This is a genomic window from Paenibacillus ihbetae, from assembly GCF_002741055.1.
Classification (GTDB): Bacteria; Bacillota; Bacilli; order Paenibacillales; family Paenibacillaceae; genus Paenibacillus_AQ; species Paenibacillus_AQ ihbetae.
Genome location: NZ_CP016809.1, coordinates 1,737,206 through 1,755,766 on the forward strand (window position 1 = coordinate 1,737,206; position 18,561 = coordinate 1,755,766).

Here is an 18,561-nt window from a genome sequence, read left to right on the forward strand (position 1 = left end):
AGAACATCGAAAGCGTAATGCGGGCTTACGTCATTCCGGGTTCGCAGAGATCAGCCCGTACAGCTCCCGGTATATCGACACAATCTCCCCCATGGGCATGCGAACCAGTCCGCTGGAAGAGGGAGCCACAAAATCGCGGACCCCGTCAACGACGGAATCGGGCTGCAAGCCCCACTGCGCCTTCGTCCTGCCGCTGAATTCGGTGTAGACGCCTTTGCCGACATAGCAGGCGACTTGAGGTCTGTATTTCTGCAGCTTTTCCCTAAGCGTCTCCCGTCCGGCCCGGTATTCCTCGCGCGTAATATCCTCCGCCCCCCTGGTCGGCCTTGCCACGATATTGGTGAAGCCGTAGCCCAATTTAAGCAGCTCCCCGTCCTCCGCAGCCTCATAGAGCCTAGGCGTCAAGCCCGATTGATGCAAGATCCGCCAAAAATTGTTGCGGGGGTTCGCATAATGATGGCCAACCTCCCCGGATCGCAAGCTCGGATTAAATCCGATAAAAATAATCGTCAACCCATAATCCAAATGATCGCTGACTGTATTCATGCTGCCCTAGTCCCTCCTGCCCGCAAGACGGCGCTAATGGGATGCGCTTGCCGCCGCACTGTTGTTGCGCTTGCGAATTTGATGAATGCCCATCACCACGGCAATCAGCTCATAATCGCCGAGAACCCCGCTGCCGTTGTGCAGCTGGTAAGCGCCGGGCTCCAGCCATCCGCTAATCTTCGAAAATTGTGCGACAAGGCTGCCCCCGTCATCGGTTATTTCATATTCATTGGAAAAAGCCGGAGATACAATTTCATAAATGCCCCGATCTCCCGCATCATATTCGAATTTCTTGGTGACGAAGCTCATTCGCATGCGCAGCACGCCAAGCTCCCTGTCCTCCGCGTCAACGACATTCCATTTGTTCGAGAAGAAACGGAAGGAGCCGCTGCATACCTTGGTCCTTGATGCATCGTATACATCCAGTGAAGAGCTGAAGGCGCTTTTCAAATCCAGATTGCCGATGCATTCCCCGTTTACATTCATAATATCTGTCCAGCCTGCGCTGAAAAAGTTATCCTTAAAATACAGATCCATATCCTTTCCTCCCTCGCTTCTGATTCGGATGCCGCTATTTATATAACGATGAACCGCCTGATTTCGTTTCGCCTAAAATAAGATCGGGCCGGGAACCGTTGATGCATTCATTTGTCTAATTCATGAGGTGACGCATATTGGAGTACCTAAAGACGATGGTAGCCGCGGACGGTGCCGGCTCTGTCCTGAAAGAGCTCATGGAGTCTTATGGCCAGGATGTATGGAATTATGCCTACTTCCTTACCAAGCGCCGCGATGCTGCCGATGATATCAGCCAGGACGTATTCCTGAGAGCCTTCCGGCACTTGAAGGATTTCCAAGGCCGCAGCTCCGTCAAAACCTGGCTTCTGACCATCACCCGCAATCTGTCCCTGAATTATCTCAAATCCTCCTTCATATCCAAAGTCTCGCTTGTGGGATGGCTCACCACCAGACAGGCCGGCCCTTCCGCCGAAATGGAGTTTATGGACGCCGAAGCGGTATCGCAGATCTGGAAGCATGTCATGCAGCTGCCGCAGGCATACCGGGAGGTGCTCCTGCTGGAATTTCATTTTCAGCTGACCCGCAAGGAAATGGCCGAGCTGCTTGGCATCCCGGAGGGAACGATCAAATCCAGACTCCACCGTGCCCGCGAACGGATGGAAAGCTTGCTGAAAGGAGAGGATGCCCAATGAACAAGGAACCAAAGCCGGATGGTCAGCCGGCATGGGCCCAGGAGCTTGCCAAGTCCCCGTTCCGGGAGCCCATGTTCACGGAGGAGATGAAGGCCGGTATTCTGAATCGCGGAAAATTTGCTGACCTGCAGCATACGCGAGACTTGGGGTCTTCATGGAGACGCCGCATCCCTGTCCTGGCGGCCGGATTATGTGCGCTCCTTCTGCTAACCGCAGTATGGGGATGGCAAGCATTACCCGCGCTTCGACAGCTTGTGCCTCTTACGGACCCCGGCCATGCCTACGAATGGACACCCCGCACGCTGTATAAAGAGAACGGGGTGCCGAAGCTTCAAGCATTTGCCGGTGGAGACTACGCTGCTGGCGCTCCTGCGGGAGCGGCATGGTTCCTTATGTCGCCGATCGAGGAGCTAGAGGGCAAGCATGTCCGCATTACGGCCGTTCATCGGGATTCCGGCACGATCCTGGAGGAGCTGGCCGAAACAGAGATTACGGCGGACATGGCATACGAAGGCGGGACGGATTCGTCCTTCAAGGACGCGACGCGTATTGTTTCCCGCTTTGGACTGCCGCTCGCAGGGCTATGGAAGTTCGATCTGCTGATCGACGGAGAAAAATACGGCGATATCGTCTTCGATGTGCCTGACGGAAGCTGGGAGCCGAGCCCCTCCTTCGTTACCGATCTTTCAGAAGAAGAAGCGAAGACCGCCGCTTCCAAGGGCGCCCATCCGAGAAGCGTAACGGGGGTGGAAGGTCGGCTCGCTTTCCTCGGCATGGATTTTGCCGCAGGCAAACCCAATAAGTATATGTGGCATTTCTGGGGACCGGATGAGGAGCTGACCGGCGACTTGACGTTTACCGCGGTTAAACAGCATTCTCATGAGATCATCGATGTGTTTCAGACCGATATCCGCCCCTCCCCGATGTACGGCGCAGATGCGATGCTCCCGTCTATGATGATGCTGCCTTCGCCAGGATTATGGCGGATTATGGCCTCGATTGACGGGCAGCTGTTCGGCAGTGTGGTCGTAGAGGTTCGATAGGCCTGCCCGAGCCGATCCTTGATGCCGGCGATCCCCGCTGATATAAGGCCTGACGAGCTCGCACATCTAAAAAAACAGCTGTCCCGCAACCGGCGGGACAGCTGTTTCCTTAATGAATATATAATGCCCGATTATTCCGCACTCAACGCTTCCTTCGGAACTTCGATCTTGCCTACTTCATTATGCTTGGAATATGTGCTCTTCATCTTCATGTCGAGCGTCACCTTTTGACCTTCGGCTTCCATTTCCATCACCATGTCCAAATTGGTCGCGGTCGGCAAATAAGTATCCTTCTGGATGCCGTACTCGATATTGATGCTCTTGATGTTCATCTGCTCCATCATGGCAGCCGTCTGCGGGTCACCGCCCGCCTGACCCATCATGGACGTCGCGAGCTCTTTCAAATTATCGCCGGAAACTTCCGCCGTCAAGACGTACTTGTCACCTTCATCGGCAACCTTCATATCCTTGGCGATCGACTTGAACTGCTCGATCTGCTGCTTAGGGCCGGATGCGGTCGTATCCAGGCTGCTGCGGATTTCCTGCTCCGATTCTTCAGGAATCTTCATCCATTGTCCATCCATCAACATATAGATGCCGTTCTCCGTAATATATTGCTTCATTTCGACTTTACCTTCCGGCGATTCCATCGTCATGTTCTGCATCATTTCCGTCGGCTCGAGCGTCACTTCCGAATCCAGCACCATATCGATGTTCTGCTCGGCATTCTCCGTGCCTTCCACTACGATATTTTGTTTAATATCGGCCTGCATGGCAAAGCTCTTCATGCTTTGGGAAGCTTCCACCGATTTCTCCAGAAGCTCGTCAGCCGTCGGTGTTGCTTCTTTCTTCGGCTCCTCTTTGGCGTCCTCAGCCGGCGGCGTTTCCGGCGTCGTCGCTTCCTGTCCGGCAGCCGGGGTTACCGGTTCTTCCTTAGCCTCTTTGTTGTTGCCGCATGCTGCCAATCCCATAACCAAAATTGTTCCAAGTAGTACCGCTGTCCATTTCTTCAAAAGAATGTCCTCCTAAAATATGTATTCTCGCTTACTTACCCAAACCGAAACTTTGTTAAACAGCTGTTGCTAGATGTTTCTGAAAACTATACACTGATCCTACATCCCATCAAGGAGTGTACGCAGATGGAAAACATTCTGGTCACCGGATATCGGGCCCATGAGCTCGGTATCTACAGCAATAAGCATCAAGGCATCCCCTATATCCGCAAAGCGATAGCGAACCGGCTCATTCCGCTGCTTGAGGAAGGATTGCAATGGGTAATCACCCCCGGACAATACGGAGTCGATCTATGGGCGATCGAGGCCGCCATCGAGCTGAAGGCATCGTATCCCCAGCTGAAGTGCTCCATTCTTACCGCCTACTTGAATCCTGAGGAGCAGTGGAACGATGACAAAAAGTCCTATTTCCAGCAGCTCATGAAGGGGGTCGACTTTTATGCCGCTGTCAGCAAGGAGCCCTATCGCGGCCCATGGCAATTCACGGCCAGGGATGATCTCCTCCTTCGCAAAACCGACGGCATCCTCCTCGTTTATGATGAAGACGCAGGCGAAGCGAGCCCGAAATTCATAAAGGAACGCGCATTAAACAAGCAGGCAAAGGACGGGTATCAGGTCCTCAGCATCGGCTCGGAAGAGATTCAATCGGTTGCCGATGAAGAGAGCATGAACCGGGACTTCTGATTCGAAGCTTGTGCTAAGGCGATGACCGTTTGGAAAAGAGCTTTTTTTCGTAATTTCGAAAAAGAGCTTTTTCTATATGTAAAACACATCTGCTGCAGCCTTATGCCAGCAAGTAATCGTCTATGCTTGTATAAGCATATCCGTGTGCGGCTGCGACCGCTTCATACGTTACTTTGCCGCCGATCACGTTGATGCCCTTGGCCAGGGCCGGATCCTGCCGGGCGGCGGATCGTATTCCTTTGTTCGCGATCTTCAGTCCATACGGAGCCGTAACGTTCGTCAATGCCAGCGTCGAGGTGCGCGCTACGGCACCAGGCATGTTGGCGACGGCATAATGGATGACGCCGTGTTTCTCGTAGGTCGGATGATCATGGGTCGTAATCCGGTCGATCGTCTCAATAGAGCCGCCTTGATCAATCGCCACATCTACGATGACGGATCCGGGGCTCATCTCCTTGACCATCTCCTCGGTCACGAGCCGAGGGGCTCGGGCACCCGGGATAAGGACGGCTCCAACGACGAGGTCTGCCGTTTTCACCGTTTCCGCAATATGATACGGGTCCGACATAATGGTTTTTACTCTCCCCTGGAACATATCGTCCAGCTGACGAAGTCGGACCGGATTGATATCCAGAATGCTGACATCCGCGCCAAGACCGAGGGCAACCCTGGCGGCATTCGTACCGACGATGCCTCCTCCGATGACAGCTACCTTGCCTGGAGCCACGCCCGGAACGCCGCTGAGCAGCACTCCTTTGCCGCCGTGCGCCTTCTCCAGGAAATGGGCGCCGATCTGAATGGACATTCTGCCGGCCACTTCGCTCATCGGCGTCAAGAGCGGCAAACTGCCATCCGGAAGCTGAATCGTCTCATATGCCACCGCGCATACCTTGCGGTCTACCAGTGCTTTTGTCAGCTCCGGCTCGGGAGCCAAATGCAGGTAGGTGTAGAGAATCATATCTTCTTGGAAGTAATCGTATTCCTCCTGCAGGGGTTCCTTTACTTTAACGACCATTTCGGCTTTCCATGCATCTGCGGCAGTTCCTACCACTTTCGCCCCTGCCGCGATGTAATCCTCGTCGGTGAAGCCGACGCCGAGACCGGCACCGGACTGCACCAGCACTTCGTGCCCGGCCTTTGTATAGCTGAGGACAGTGCCCGGCGTCATGCCGACACGATTCTCATTATTTTTAATTTCCTTAGGAACCCCAATGATCATCCTGCGGCCTCCTTCTTACTTAAACTTGACTCTCCACTTGCATTGTAAACCATTTCCATTGTGCACTCTTACCCGTTTTAAAGTCAAGTTTATCCATTCATAATATTGGAAAAGGAGACATCCGCTGAGGGAACTTCCGTGTTCGAATGGGTACGATTTTTCGCATAAATGCATGAGGGTTGGCGCTTTCGCAATCGCTTTTGCGCGACTTTTCGTACAAAATTTCTGAGGATGGACGCTTGCGAAGTCGCTTTTCTACGACTTTCGTACAATTTTCTAAACGTTGGCACTTCCGAAGCTGCATTTATTACGACTTTTCGTACAGCTTCCGCGGATCGGCGCTTTCCCGGGCGCCTTGTGTACGGCGGCTTATCGTACAACTTTCCCAGCCTCAACGCAAATGCTGTCCCTTTTGCCCAGCGGTTTATTGTACAACTTTCCGTGGTTGGGCACTTACCGGCCTCTCCCGGCACACCCAAACGACGGCCGGACCGCGGCTGCCTTCGGTGTCCCGGTGGCCGCCAGCAGATCCGCGCTTTGCTTGACGCGTCTGACCAAAAAAAGACCCCCGTCCGCATAAAGCGGCCGAAGGTCCAAGCCGTTGTTGCCGGTGATCTTGGCATCCTATGGATTCATGGTGCTATTCCAAGCCGTTCGATATTTTCTCCCGGTCTTTCCCCTTGTCGGATTCACCGGCATTCCGGTTCGCCTGATCCCGGTCCTGACGCATCTCCTCGATCGTCTTCACCTTCAGCCGGGCGGCGCCTTCATAGCTTCGGGTTGGAAGAAGATTGCCCGCGTCCAGCCGCTGCTTCGCTTCGGCAATGGCGTCCTTGTACTGGGGCAGCCAAGCTTCCCCGGCGACAAGCATCTCGTCAACCAGCTGCCAGATTTCCTTCGGATTGCACACCGCCCCGACGAGCGGATCCATCATGAATGCTTGCCGGAGCAGCTGATCGTCGCCGTGCACGGCCGCTTCCACCGCTAACCGCTGTACCGAAATGCTCGCATTGCATACGGCTGCGGGGCCAAGCGGCAGCTCGCCTACGAGCGGCATGGAGATCCCGTTCCGATCGACATACCCCGGCGCTTCGATGACGGCATCGTCCGGCAGATTGGAGATTACCCCCTGGTTGACGACGTTGAAGTGCCCGCGATAGACACGCCCGGTCTCCAAGCCTTCAATGATGTAAGAGCCGTGCTCTTCCCCGCGGTTCTCTTGCGTGTAGCGGACAGCCGGATCCTTCATCCAGTTCGGGAAATCCGTCTCAAACCAATTCCTTCCCTCCGTGCAGACACGAAGGTAGCCGCCGGTTTCTCCGTTGATCCAGCTGCCCAGGTCGATCCACTCCGGTATCTCCTCCGGGCGCTTGCGGTACCACGGCACATATTCGCTCAAATGACCGTTGGACTCCGTGCTGTAATAGCCGAAACGCCGCAGCATATCGATCCGCACCTTCTCGGTACGGCTGTATTCCGGATGGCGCTCGAACGCCTCAAGCAGCCCCCCGGTCAAATCTCTTCCCTTGTAAGAAGCTTTAATATACCAGGTCTGATGGTTGATCCCCGCGCAGACGATGTCCACGTCCTTCTTGTCCAGCCCGTAAACCTCGGCGATTTGATGATGGCCGTGTTGAACGCCGTGGCATAAGCCGATCGTACGAACGCCGCCGTACTTATTGCAAGCCCATGTCAGCATCGCCATTGGGTTGGAATAGTTGAGAAGCAGCGCATCCGGCAGGCAAACCTCCCGGATATCCTCGCATATGCGAAGCATTTCGGGGATTCCGCGCTGACCGTACATAATGCCGCCCGCACACAGCGTATCGCCCACGCATTGGTCGATGCCGTATTTAAGCGGTATATCCACATCCGTCTGAAAGGCTTCCAGCCCTCCAACGCGAATCGTGCAAAAAACGTACTTGGCACCCGCCAGCGCCTCCCGCCGGTCCGTCGTCGATTGGATGGTGATCGGCAGCCCGTTCTCGTTGATGTCCCTCTGGCAGAGCTCGGTTACCATCGAGAGGTTCCGCTCGCTAATATCCGTGAAGGCAATCTGAATATTCTTAAATTCCGGTACAATCAAGAGGTCCCGCAGCAGCCCGCGGGTAAAGCCGATGCTGCCTGCTCCGATAAACGCTATCTTAAACGACATTCGTTCCTCACTCCCAGCTTCAAATATGATTGAAGCTATTGTAGCAACGAACCCGCAGTAAGCGTTATCAATATCATGACTTCTTTGCGTTCATCCGAGTCAAATATTCTAACCTGCTCTCTAGGAGCGCTTCCCCATCTCGTCCTGCTTCCAGGAATTCCGGTCCTTCGAATGCCGGTATTCCACCGGCGTGCTCCCCGTATATTTCTTAAACAGCAGGTGGAAATACTGCCTGCTGGAAACGCCGACGTAATCGGATATTTCATGGATGGGGATGTCGGTCTGCTCCAGCAGCAGCTTGGCTTTTTCCATTCGGATCATCGTCAAATAATCCGTGATCGTCCGGCCGGTCCCCTTCTTGAATACGCGGTGAAGATATCCCGGATGCAGATTGACCTCTGCCGCGACGTCCTTCACCTGAATGTTCCGGTCATAATTATGATGCAGGAAATCAACACATCGTTTGATGTAGGATTCGCTGGACGGAATGTCGCTGCTCTCCCGCTCCTTATAGAGCCGGGCAATGCATACGAGCAGCTGAATAAACATCAGATGCGTCATGAGCGTTCCTTCCGTGCCGCGCTGATCAAGCTCCAGCACCAGGCTCTTCAGCACCGGGTATACCTCTTCACGATCAGCTAGCACCACAAACGGAAAGGGCTGCCCGATCAAGGAATAGACTGCCGCTTCCTCATCCGCGATATGGCGCAGGGAGGGCGAGCTGCTCTCCCGCTCCGCAAAACCGAATTCCACGTTGAGCATGCGGCATGAAGCCGATTTGTCCACGATCAGCCGATGGGGAACCTTGGCATCCAGAATAATGAACTCCCCTTTTCTCAGCTTGATCCCCTTCTCCTCATTTCCGTCTTTCGCTTCGATGCTGCAGGTTCCCGAAATCATATACATGATTTCCGTTGAATCATGGTGATGAAACGGCATCGTATAATCCGTCCACTGTTTGTAGTAATACGCATAAAACCGGGGAAATAAATTCCCGCTCAACAACTGCCGCTGAAACAGACTGCCAAACATGCCGCTATCCTCCAATCTCTCCCCAAGCAAAAAAGCCTGGCCTTAGGGCCAAGCTTATCACCAATTTCATGGTCTTGCCATCAGATTTTGAACGCCGAAACGGTATGGTTCAGCTCATCGGCCAGCTCGGCGAGAGATTGCGCGGTTGCCGCAGTCTCTTCGCTCGTCGCAGCGGTTTCCTGCGTGGAGGATGAGATATTCTCAATCGCGGATCCCACGGATACAGCCTGAGCCGCCTGCTCTTCACTCGCAGCAGCGATGTCCATCACTTTCGCAGCAGACTCGTTCACCATGCTGACAATGCGCTCAAAGGCTTCACCTGCCTGCTCCGTGAACCTGACGCCTTCATGCACCGCCTCCACGCTGTCGGTCGTATTTTGCTGCATGCCTTTTATAATATCGGCGATCTGTTTCGTCGCTTCTCCGCTTCGCACCGCCAGCTGGCGAACTTCATGGGCCACGACGGCGAACCCTCTGCCGTGATCTCCGGCGCGTGCGGCTTCGATCGCTGCGTTCAGCGCAAGCAGATTCGTCTGTCTTGCAATGTCATCGATCACCAGCGTAATCTCCCCGATCCGCTGCGAATCCTGCTCCAATCTTGCCACATGCTCGCGAACGCGATTCATCCCTTCAACCGATTGATGGACAACCTCTCCGCCTTCGGACGCCACCTCGGCCGTCTGGTTGACGAGCTCGGATGCCGACGAAGCGCTGCTAGCCACCGACGTAATGGCCGTGGACCATTCCTGGAACAGCTCGCTCATCGTCTGTACGGACTCGGCTTGATTGCTGCTGCCGACCGCGAGCTCCTCTGCCCCTGCAGACAGCTGCTGGGAAGCCTCCGCAACCGAAAGGGCATTGCTGTTCACCCGCCCGATCATCATCCGCATGCTCTCGCCCAGCTGCTTAAACACCCGGGACAGCGTTCCGATCTCATCGGCCTTGGCCAAGTAGGCTTCGGGGATTTCCTGCGTAAAGTCACCGCGCGACATGGATTCGCCGATCGCAACCGCTTGACCAAGCGGCTTCACGATGGAACGGGTCAGAAGCGTAACGACAATCGCCATTTCAAGCAGGGTCACAACGCCAGCGATAATAATCATTTGCAGCAGCTTGTCCGACTGGGCCGTAATCTCGTCGGTCGGGACAATGATTGCGACAGACCACGGCGTTTCCGATAGGCCTGTCCGGACCGGAGTATAGAGCTTGAACAGCTCGTCATCCTGTTCGGAGTATACCTCGCCCTTGGCAATGGCATTCAAAATAACGCCGGTCGTCTCGCCCGGATAGGCTTCTTCAAGCCGCTGTCCCATCCTTCCATCCTCCGGAGAAGTTACGATCACCCCGGTATTGGAATAGATATGAGCGTAGCCGGTTTCGAACAATTTGAATTGCTCCATCACGTTCTGCAGAGCCTCCAGCGAAACATCCACGCCAACGACTCCGATGGTCTTCCCATTCTCGATAATCGGCACGACAAGCGATGTCATCATGATCTCTTCGCCGCCGACCTTGAAGAGGTAGGGATCCATAATAACTTCTTTTCCGCTGTTCTTCGCAAGCAGGTAAAAGTCTCCCTCACCCTCCGCGGTGTAATCATCGGTTATCAGCGTATTCTCAAGGCCGGATTTGGTTCTGGCCCAATAAGCGGTCATCCGACCGGAAGGATCGCTTCCCGGCTTGTTCCGGAATTCCGCATCCTTGCTGTCGAAGGCATTCGGCTCCCAAATCGTCCAGATCCCTGTCCAGGAGGGATTGCCCTCTAAATTCATCCGCAGCATTTCGCTTACCGCTTCACGGTTAGCGGCGCCGCTCTGTTTCATTCCGACAAAGCTGGCGGACAACGTTCTTGCACTATTCATCACATCGTCAAGCTCCCGCTGCACAAGGGCTCCGATCTTCTCGCTTTGCGTGAAGGCCAGAGTCCTGGCGGAATCCAGCGCTTCATCCTTCGTCGTGAAGCTGATATATGTAATCATTCCCCCCAGTAAAATCGTAATCGACCCCAGAATGACCCACATCATTCGCGTCCGAAGCTTCATTGCAAATAATGATCTCAACCTCTTCCGTAATCCCATCAATCGTTCCCCCCGCCTCTTCTGGTTGCAGCCTTCATGATTTCCTCTTCTAGCTGAGCTAGGATGACATCAATCTCTTCGGGCGACAAGAGATCGTCCGCAGCAAATTCTAGGTCTTTTGTCATACCGCAAGCCCCCACCCTTCCTACGTTAAGACTATATTCATCTAGTAACTTAAGCATATACACTCGTTTACGGTTCGTAACCGAAATTTTATTGCGTGATCACGCATTTTTTTTGCGGGGAAGATGCATCCGCCAACGCTGCTGCTTTATCGTATCCTGTCTTGGTATGAGCCTTTAGAACCCAGTCAGGGGGAAGCCACCGTTATTGCATTTGCACAAAATCGACATCCGACAGAATTCCGAGCTGCTTCGCCTTCATGGCGGCCTCGATGCGGGACTTGACGCTCAGCTTCTGGAACAGGCTCGTTAGACAGTACTCGAGCGATCGCTGGCTCATCATGATCGTTCCTGCAATTTCCTTATTGCTCTTGCCCCGCGCTATTTCCTTTAGAATGTCGTATTCCTTGTTCGTGATCGACTGGGCTTGGCTGCCCGGGGCACGTTCCAGCACGGTGCCGGTCGTCCGGCGCAGCTGCTTGACCAGCCCGAGCGGAAGAACGACCTCCCCCCGAAGCGCGCACCGGACCGCCGTGACAAGCTGCTCCTTTCCCGCCGTCTTCAGCACAAAGCCCGATAATCCGGCATCCATGATCAGATTAAAATGATAGCCCACCTCAAAGCCGGTATAGATGAGCATGATGGCATCCGGCATCAGCTCAAGGATCCTCTTCGCCAAATCAATGCCGTTCATGCCCGGCATATGCATATCGATCAGCATCACGTCGAAGTGCTGCGATGTTACGAGCTGGATTGCCTGCTCCGGCGTGCATGCGAGCGTGACCCTCATGTCCTGCTCCTGCTCAAGCAGCATTTTCGTTCCCTCCATTACGGAAGGATGGTCGTCTACCAATAAAATTTCAATCATCGCTTAACCCCCTCTATCTGCAGCCTGCCGCCCTAGGCCAGGCTTACTTATCTTGCCGTTACCGAAATCGATATGGACAGCCCGCCGCTTGCGGCTGATCCGAACGCAATGGTCCCGTTCATGCAGCGCACGCGCTCCTTCATCCCGCGTATGCCCATGCTGCTGAAGTGATCCCTCTGCTTCTCCAGCTTCTCCAGCTCCTCCGGGCCCATGCCGATGCCGTTGTCCTCGTAATTCAGAATGACCTTGCCCGACCGGGTGGACAAGCTCAGCTTTACCTCCGTTGCATTGGAATGCTTGGTCGCGTTCGAAAGAAGCTCTTGCACGATCCGGTAAAGTCCGATAAGTCTGTCGTCGCTGAGATCCTCCTCGAATCCCGAGCCCTCGAACGAAATGGCATAATTGGTGCGCAGCTGCGTGAATTCAAACAGCGCCTCCAGTGACCGTTCAAGCCCTTCCTCCTTCAGGAGCGGCGGCCGCAGCTCATTGCACGTAATACGGATTTGATAGATGACGTCAAGCAGTCCCTGCTCAATCTCCTCGAGCTGGCCTCTAAGCTTTGGAGGCAGCTCCGTATCCGTGACGATCTGGTTCAGCTTCCTGTACCATATAATCTGCTCTTGAAGTGCTGCATCATGGAGATCCTGGGAGAGGCGCTTCCGCTCGTTCTCCGAAAGATGAAGCATTACGCGCAGCAGCCATATGGGCTGCTGGGAGGATCCCAGCTTCTCCAGCTCTGAAGTCAAATCCTCGATCACGCGGAAATTATCATACAGCACGCTCACATAGCGAGAGATCGTCTCCAGCCATATCTTTTTCGCTTCGTACTTGAGCAGCGATGCTTTCTCGCCGATGTAGATCATGCTGTGCTCCCCGTTGATCTCTCCGATCTTCACGAAATATCCGTCCGGCGTCTCGTGCAGCTTGCAGAGCGGAAGCCGCTCGGGATGGCGCTCGCAAATCGCATAAAGCACGTCCTTGGAGAAGTCTTCTGCCCCTCCCACGATGCAGAACTCCGAGCTGCCGCAATTCATGGTGACGAGGCTGACCTTCCCGGTTTTAAGCACTTTTTGGATTTCCTCGACGATCCTTGCGTTCAGCTCACTGATCTTCACCATCCCGAACAGGTCCGAGGAGAACCGGTCGAGGCTCATCTGCAGCTTGAAATACCGCTCCTCGCTCTCCCGGATCAGCTTCTCCGCCGCTTTCCGCTCCCGCTCCGCCCTCTTCTCCTCCGTAATATCCCGGATAATCGTCAAGGCTGTATGGTCTCCGATATATGGGATCGGGGCAGTAACGACCTCGATGTCAATGACCGTGCCGTCGAGCTGGATGATCTGGCTCTCCACCAGCGTTGCGGTGGCCCCCCGCTCATATACTCCCTTGACCTCTCTTTGAACCAAGTCAATCTGATCCGGGGGAACGAAATGCTCATACCCTCTCTCTACAAGCTGACCGAGATCCGTAACGCCAAGCAGGCGCATGCCTGCCGGATTCATATAAATGCATTCAAAATTCGAATGAAGCACCATCGCGACCGGAGCGATATCCAAAATGTGGCGGTTGATCCGTTCGCTCTCGATCAATGCCTGTTCCGCAGCTTTGCGTGCCGTCACGTCCTCGAAGAAAATTTTGATCGCATCCGTATCGTCGTCGGGCAATGCCGTCACGATGACCTCCGCCTTGGCTCCGTCCATCCTCCGGATCGACAGCTCCTCGGAGACGACATTTCCTTGGCGAATTCGCTCAATGACCCTATCGCGCTTACTCTGTTCACAGGGCTCGTACAGCCAGTCCCAAGGATCGGTCCCAAGAAAATCCTCCGAGCCGCTGGCGCCTACAATCCGCAGTCCGGCTGGATTGACATAGACCAGCTTGTGCTCCCTGCATACGGCGATGGCGACCGGTGAAGATTCTACGAGCCTGCGGTATCGCTCCACGCTCTCTTTCAGCGCCTGCTCCATCTTTTTGCGCTCGGTAATGTCTTGAAGCGCCTCTTCCATCTTATGGCGGGAAGTAACGTCGATCGCGATGCCATCCACCCGGACCATCCGTTTCGCCTGATCCATGGTCGGGATCATCTTCACCTGGACCCAGCGCACTTCGCCCGCGGCATGGATAATCCGGTAGTGCGTGTGGACAGCTTCACCCTGCCGCAGCTTCAGAACGCAGGATTCGAACAATGGCAGGTCCTCCGGGTGAATCAGCGCTCTCCAAGGCACGCCGTTTCCGAAATACTCCGCCGAATAGCCGGTCATTTCATGAAAGGCCAGGGAGGCGCTTACAATCCGCCCCGATCCGCAATCATAGGACCAGATGCCGACATCAAGCGTATGCAGCAGATCGTCCAGCATTCGAAACCTGCTCTCCGCCTCCAGAAGTCTTGTTTGGTTGTCTTTTAGCAAATTGCGCTGCCTGCGCCTCCTCACGATGATCATGCCGATCATCACTACGTATATGACGAGGATAGCGAGTGCCGTCCAGAAGTTTTCATGTCTCAATAAGCTGTCCATCCTCTCTTCGCCGTCCATTCAGTCGATGTCATGCTAGATTGCTGTCTCTCTGCCTTCATGGAATGCATCAAAGAGCAGCCAAATGATATATCGGCATATTTTGCACAAATGCGAATATCGAACGAAAAAAATCTTTTTCGGACATCCGGCAGCATTGCTTCAGTCCCATTAGAACAAGCAGAACATCCTTGACAAAGATATGTTGCGTCCTGACTCATCTCCGGACAAAAAAATGCCCGTAAACGGCTTCTTTACCGTTTACGGGCGGCTTCGTGGCGAATGCAGCAGCCATCGTAATGAACTGAACAATCAGGCGAGATCCCACTCCGAATGGATTTTCGGAACGTCGGAGATCAGCTGGCGGGTGTACGGATGCTTCGGATTCAGGATGACTTCCTCTGCCGGCCCCTTCTCAACCACTTTCCCCTGCTCCATGATGTAAAGCGTATCGCTCACATAGTAGGCCAAGCCGACGTCATGGGTAATGAAAATAATCGTCATATTGTTCTCCTCCCGCAGCTTAAGGAGCATATCCAGGATGGTCGATCTGGAGCAGGCGTCGACCATGGAGGTCGGCTCATCGGCGATAAGCAGCTTCGGATGGAGGATAAAAATTCTCGCGATCATAAGCCGCTGCATCTGTCCGCCGGACAGCTCGAACGGGTACTTATTATGCAGCTCCTCGTATTTCAGATTGACGAAGGAGCAGGCCTCCTTCATGCGGCGCAGCTGCTCCTCCTTCGTCAGCTTCTCCCCCTGCAGCTTGATGCAATCGAGAAGAAGCTTCTCGACTCTGTAGAACTGGTTGAAGGAAGAGAACGGGTCCTGAAAAATCGCCTGAATATGCTTCCAATACTTTCTCCGGTCCGAATGCCGCTTCAGCCGTCTCGGCTTGCCCATGTATTCGATCGTTCCGGCGCTCTCCTTGAGCAGTCCCATAATCAGTTTGGCCAGCGTCGTTTTGCCGCTTCCGCTCTCTCCGGCGATCGATATAATTTCGCCTTCATGAAAAGCAAAGCTGACGTTGTCAACCGCGGTCGTCTTGTTGCCGCCGAAGCCGAATACCTTCGTCAGGTTCTTTCCTTCGATCAGCACGTTACTCCCCTTCATTCGCATACCACTCCCTAAGCGTTTCAGGCTCGACAATGCATCGGTACGTCCGGTCCCCCAAGGTTTTGTTCGCAATCTTTCCCTTGCGGCACGCCTCCTGGACATACGTGCAGCGATCCGCGAACCGGCAGCCCTCCGGCACGTTCTTCAGGTTCGGCGGCGTTCCCGGAATGGCCGCCAGCTTATGGCCCTTCATGCCTTCCTCCGGCACGATGATAGAGCCCATCAGCTTCTTCGTATACGGATGGATCGGATCAAAGATCATCTGCTCGGCGGTTCCCCGCTCCACGATCTCGCCCGCGTACATGACCATAATGTCGTCCGTGACATGGTACAAGAGCGGCAGCTCGTGCGTAATGAAGACGAGCGACTGGATAAAGCCTTTGTCCAGCAAGCTCTTCAGCAGCTTGATCACCGCCTTTTGCGACGTGACGTCCAGCGCGGAGGTCGGTTCGTCCGCGATCAGCACTTTCGGGTTCAAAATCGTGGAGATCGCAATGACGGTCCGCTGCTTCATGCCGCCTGACAGCTCATTCGGATACGAGTTCAGCACCCTCGGCGACAGGTTCAGCGTCTCGAACCGCTCGGCGGCCATATCCCATACCTGCTTCTTGGTCAGCTCGGGCCGATGCTCCTTCATGATGTCCTCGATGAAACGGATGATCCGCAGCGTCGGATTCAACGCATTCATCGCCGCCTGCGGAATGTAGGAGATCTCCCTGCCCGACACTTGGGAGCGCAGCTGCTCCTTCCCGAGCTTCATGATATCCCTTCCGCCGACGATAATGGAGCCGCCTCCGAAATAAAGCGGGGGAAAGTAAAATCCCATCAGGCTTAAGGCCAGCGTCGATTTGCCGCAGCCCGATTCGCCGGCGATGCCGAGCGTCTTTCCCTCCTCCAGCGCGAACGTGACGCCATCCACCGCATAGACGTGCTCCTTGAGCCGGGTCCGGTAATACGTCTTCAATTCGTTGACTTCCAGAATATGCGTACTCACGTCATCCATCAGCTCCTAATCTTCGGATTGAAAATTTCGTCCATGCCCGTATTCATCATGTACAAGGAGAACGTGATCATGGCGATCGAAATCGCCGCCGGAATGAAGGCCCACCATGCGCCGGCTACCGGGGCTTCGAACACGAGCGCCCAGTTCATGATGATGCCGAGCGAAATCGTATTGTACGGGCCGAGTCCCAGCATCGAGATCGAAGCTTCCGACAGGATTCCCGACGCCGTCTGCAGCACGAAGGCCATGACGACATAGGAAGCAATATACGGAAGAATCTCAGACACGATGATCCGCGGCGTGCTGTATCCGGATATTTTGGCGATGTTCACGTGGTCCCGGTTCCGAAGCGAAGAGGTCTGGGCCCGGACAGCCCGCGCCGTCCACGGCCAGCTGGTCACCCCGATGATAACCGCGGTCACGAAGGAGCTCCGCGAATCGATGCTGACCGAGATCAGAATGAGAATGACAAAGGACGGAATGACGATGAAAATATTCGTGACCGCGGTCAGTAGGTTATCGATCATGCCGCCGATATATCCGGAGGTCAGTCCGATCACGAGCCCGATCGCGGTAGCGAACACGCCGGCAATGAGCCCTACCTGGAGCGATGTGCGGATACCGTAGATCAATTCCAGAAACAAATCCCTGCCGAAGTTGTCGGAGCCCAGCAGCAGCTTGGCATCGGGCGGCTGGTACGCAAGCGCGATCATCTCCAGCGGGTCGCTGCGGTTAAACAGCGGATAGATCAGGACAAGACCGATCATGGCCAGCAGCATGCACGCTCCGAACATGAACTTCGGCGACTTGATCAAGATACGGAATGAACTGTTCATATCACTGATCCTCCATCTGCGCGGCCTTGATTCTTGGATCGATCCAGCCGTATATAATATCGATCGTGAAGTTGGCGAGCAGCACGGCAATCGCGATGAGCAGCGTGCAGCCCGAGATCAGCGGATAATCCAGCTGCCGGATGGCGGTGAACATCCAGGTGCCGATGCCCGGATAGCTGAAGACGATCTCGCAGATCAGGGAGCCGCCGACCATGGTGCCGATGGACAGCGCAAGTCCCGTGATTTGCGGCAGCATGGCGTTGCGGAATACGTATCTTGCGATCCGGGAATCCCGGATGCCGAGCAGCTTGCTGTAAAGCACATAATCCGAGTTCAGCTCGTAAATGGACATTTCCCGCATGCCGATCGCTTGGCCTCCGATCGTTACGAGCACGATCGACAGAAACGGCAGGGTGTGATGGCGGATGACCGAAGCGAAAAACTCCCAGCTTAAGGAAGGCACCAGCTGATAGTCATAGCCCCCGTGCAGCGGGAACCAATTGAGGGACAGCGCGAATACGTACAGCATAATGATCGCCAGCGTAAAGAACGGGATAGAGTTCACGAACAAGGCGACCGGAAAAATCACTTTATCGAACACGCCCTTGCGGTATGCGGCAACGGCGCCGAGGATATTGCCAAGCAGCCATCCGACCAGGATGGCCGGCAGCTGAAGGCCGATCGTCCACGGAACGGCCGAGGCCAGAATCTCCGTGACGGGCTTCGGATACAGTCCGAAGGACGTGCCCAGATTGCCGCTGAGCAGGTTTTTCACATAGATCAAAAACTGTTCGCCCAAGGGCTTGTCGATGCCAAACTCGATCAGGAACGTCTCGTACACCCGCTTAATGGTGTCGCTGTCCGTCATGCCCTGCGTCATCTCCGAGACGATCATGCTCACCGGATTGCCTTCGATCATGCGCGGCAGCAGGAAATTAAGCCCGACCGCAATGACCAGCGTAAGGAAATACCAGAAGAACTTCTTGACGATGTATTTTCCGTAAACGCTCAAGCAGCTCACCCCCATGACCTGTAAATTGTCGCGACATGTCTCGCTGGAAAAGAGACCTATATCAGGGCCTCAATCGTCCGCTAATATAGGTCTTTGTGCGCGCGTTTGATTCA

General features: G+C 54.6%; 17 protein-coding genes. 3 read left to right on the forward strand and 14 right to left on the reverse strand.

The window, feature by feature from the left end; translation table 11 throughout:
• Positions 1–30: 30 nt before the first annotated feature.
• Positions 31–546, reverse strand: coding sequence for a mismatch-specific DNA-glycosylase (locus BBD41_RS07985; protein WP_099477204.1), 516 nt, complete (start codon positions 544–546; stop codon positions 31–33).
• Positions 547–579: 33 nt separating this feature from the next.
• A complete protein-coding gene (locus BBD41_RS07990; RefSeq protein ID WP_077569341.1) occupies positions 580–1,083 on the reverse strand; it encodes an LURP-one-related family protein in 504 nt (167 codons plus the stop codon).
• Positions 1,084–1,220: 137 nt separating this feature from the next.
• Here BBD41_RS07990 and BBD41_RS07995 point away from each other — a divergent pair, with 137 nt between their 5' ends.
• Both BBD41_RS07995 and BBD41_RS08000 read left to right on the forward strand, forming a co-directional pair.
• A complete protein-coding gene (locus BBD41_RS07995; protein ID WP_223260611.1) occupies positions 1,221–1,757 on the forward strand; it encodes an RNA polymerase sigma factor in 537 nt (178 codons plus the stop codon).
• Positions 1,754–2,800: a DUF4871 domain-containing protein gene (locus BBD41_RS08000; RefSeq protein WP_099477205.1), complete on the forward strand. Its 1,047-nt coding sequence runs from the start codon at positions 1,754–1,756 to the stop codon at positions 2,798–2,800. Before BBD41_RS07995 ends, BBD41_RS08000 begins: the two co-directional genes overlap by 4 nt.
• Before the next feature lie 131 nt (positions 2,801–2,931).
• On the opposite strand, the gene BBD41_RS08005 is transcribed toward BBD41_RS08000, so the two are convergent.
• Positions 2,932–3,813, reverse strand: coding sequence for a DUF6612 family protein (locus BBD41_RS08005; RefSeq protein WP_099477206.1), 882 nt, complete (start codon positions 3,811–3,813; stop codon positions 2,932–2,934).
• A 126-nt stretch (positions 3,814–3,939) separates the two neighbouring features.
• On the opposite strand from BBD41_RS08005, the gene BBD41_RS08010 reads away from it, so the two are divergent.
• Positions 3,940–4,497, forward strand: coding sequence for an SLOG family protein (locus BBD41_RS08010; protein WP_077569345.1), 558 nt, complete (start codon positions 3,940–3,942; stop codon positions 4,495–4,497).
• Between the two features lie 100 nt (positions 4,498–4,597).
• Here the strand turns inward: BBD41_RS08010 and ald are convergent, their stop codons facing one another.
• The 11 genes from ald to BBD41_RS08060 form a co-directional block, all read right to left on the reverse strand.
• A complete protein-coding gene (gene ald, locus BBD41_RS08015; protein WP_077569346.1) occupies positions 4,598–5,716 on the reverse strand; it encodes an alanine dehydrogenase in 1,119 nt (372 codons plus the stop codon).
• A gap of 640 nt (positions 5,717–6,356) precedes the next feature.
• Positions 6,357–7,871 carry an alpha-glucosidase/alpha-galactosidase gene (melA, locus tag BBD41_RS08020; protein WP_077569347.1) on the reverse strand — a complete coding sequence of 505 codons (1,515 nt, stop codon included), beginning with the start codon at positions 7,869–7,871 and terminating at the stop codon, positions 6,357–6,359.
• A 120-nt stretch (positions 7,872–7,991) separates the two neighbouring features.
• On the reverse strand, positions 7,992–8,903 hold the full coding sequence (locus BBD41_RS08025) for an AraC family transcriptional regulator (protein WP_099477207.1): 912 nt from the start codon (positions 8,901–8,903) through the stop codon (positions 7,992–7,994).
• A gap of 80 nt (positions 8,904–8,983) precedes the next feature.
• A complete protein-coding gene (locus BBD41_RS08030; RefSeq protein ID WP_077569349.1) occupies positions 8,984–10,981 on the reverse strand; it encodes a methyl-accepting chemotaxis protein in 1,998 nt (665 codons plus the stop codon).
• Positions 10,981–11,106 (reverse strand): hypothetical protein, encoded by a 126-nt coding sequence (locus tag BBD41_RS30470; RefSeq protein ID WP_257790699.1) that lies wholly within the window; start codon positions 11,104–11,106, stop codon positions 10,981–10,983. The genes BBD41_RS08030 and BBD41_RS30470 overlap by 1 nt, the downstream gene beginning before the upstream one ends.
• Positions 11,107–11,308: 202 nt before the next feature.
• The gene (locus BBD41_RS08035) at positions 11,309–11,971 is read right to left on the reverse strand and encodes a response regulator transcription factor (protein WP_099477208.1); all 663 of its coding nucleotides are present in this window, start codon (positions 11,969–11,971) and stop codon (positions 11,309–11,311) included.
• A 47-nt stretch (positions 11,972–12,018) separates the two neighbouring features.
• Positions 12,019–14,472: a sensor histidine kinase gene (locus BBD41_RS08040; protein WP_237087028.1), complete on the reverse strand. Its 2,454-nt coding sequence runs from the start codon at positions 14,470–14,472 to the stop codon at positions 12,019–12,021.
• A gap of 321 nt (positions 14,473–14,793) precedes the next feature.
• Positions 14,794–15,594 (reverse strand): ABC transporter ATP-binding protein, encoded by an 801-nt coding sequence (locus BBD41_RS08045; RefSeq protein WP_099477209.1) that lies wholly within the window; start codon positions 15,592–15,594, stop codon positions 14,794–14,796.
• Positions 15,581–16,591 carry an ABC transporter ATP-binding protein gene (locus BBD41_RS08050; RefSeq protein ID WP_077570607.1) on the reverse strand — a complete coding sequence of 337 codons (1,011 nt, stop codon included), beginning with the start codon at positions 16,589–16,591 and terminating at the stop codon, positions 15,581–15,583. The genes BBD41_RS08045 and BBD41_RS08050 overlap by 14 nt, the downstream gene beginning before the upstream one ends.
• Before the next feature lie 8 nt (positions 16,592–16,599).
• Positions 16,600–17,436: an ABC transporter permease gene (locus BBD41_RS08055; RefSeq protein WP_099477210.1), complete on the reverse strand. Its 837-nt coding sequence runs from the start codon at positions 17,434–17,436 to the stop codon at positions 16,600–16,602.
• Position 17,437: 1 nt separating this feature from the next.
• Positions 17,438–18,448: an ABC transporter permease gene (locus BBD41_RS08060; RefSeq protein WP_007130875.1), complete on the reverse strand. Its 1,011-nt coding sequence runs from the start codon at positions 18,446–18,448 to the stop codon at positions 17,438–17,440.
• Between the last annotated feature and the right edge of the window lie 113 nt (positions 18,449–18,561).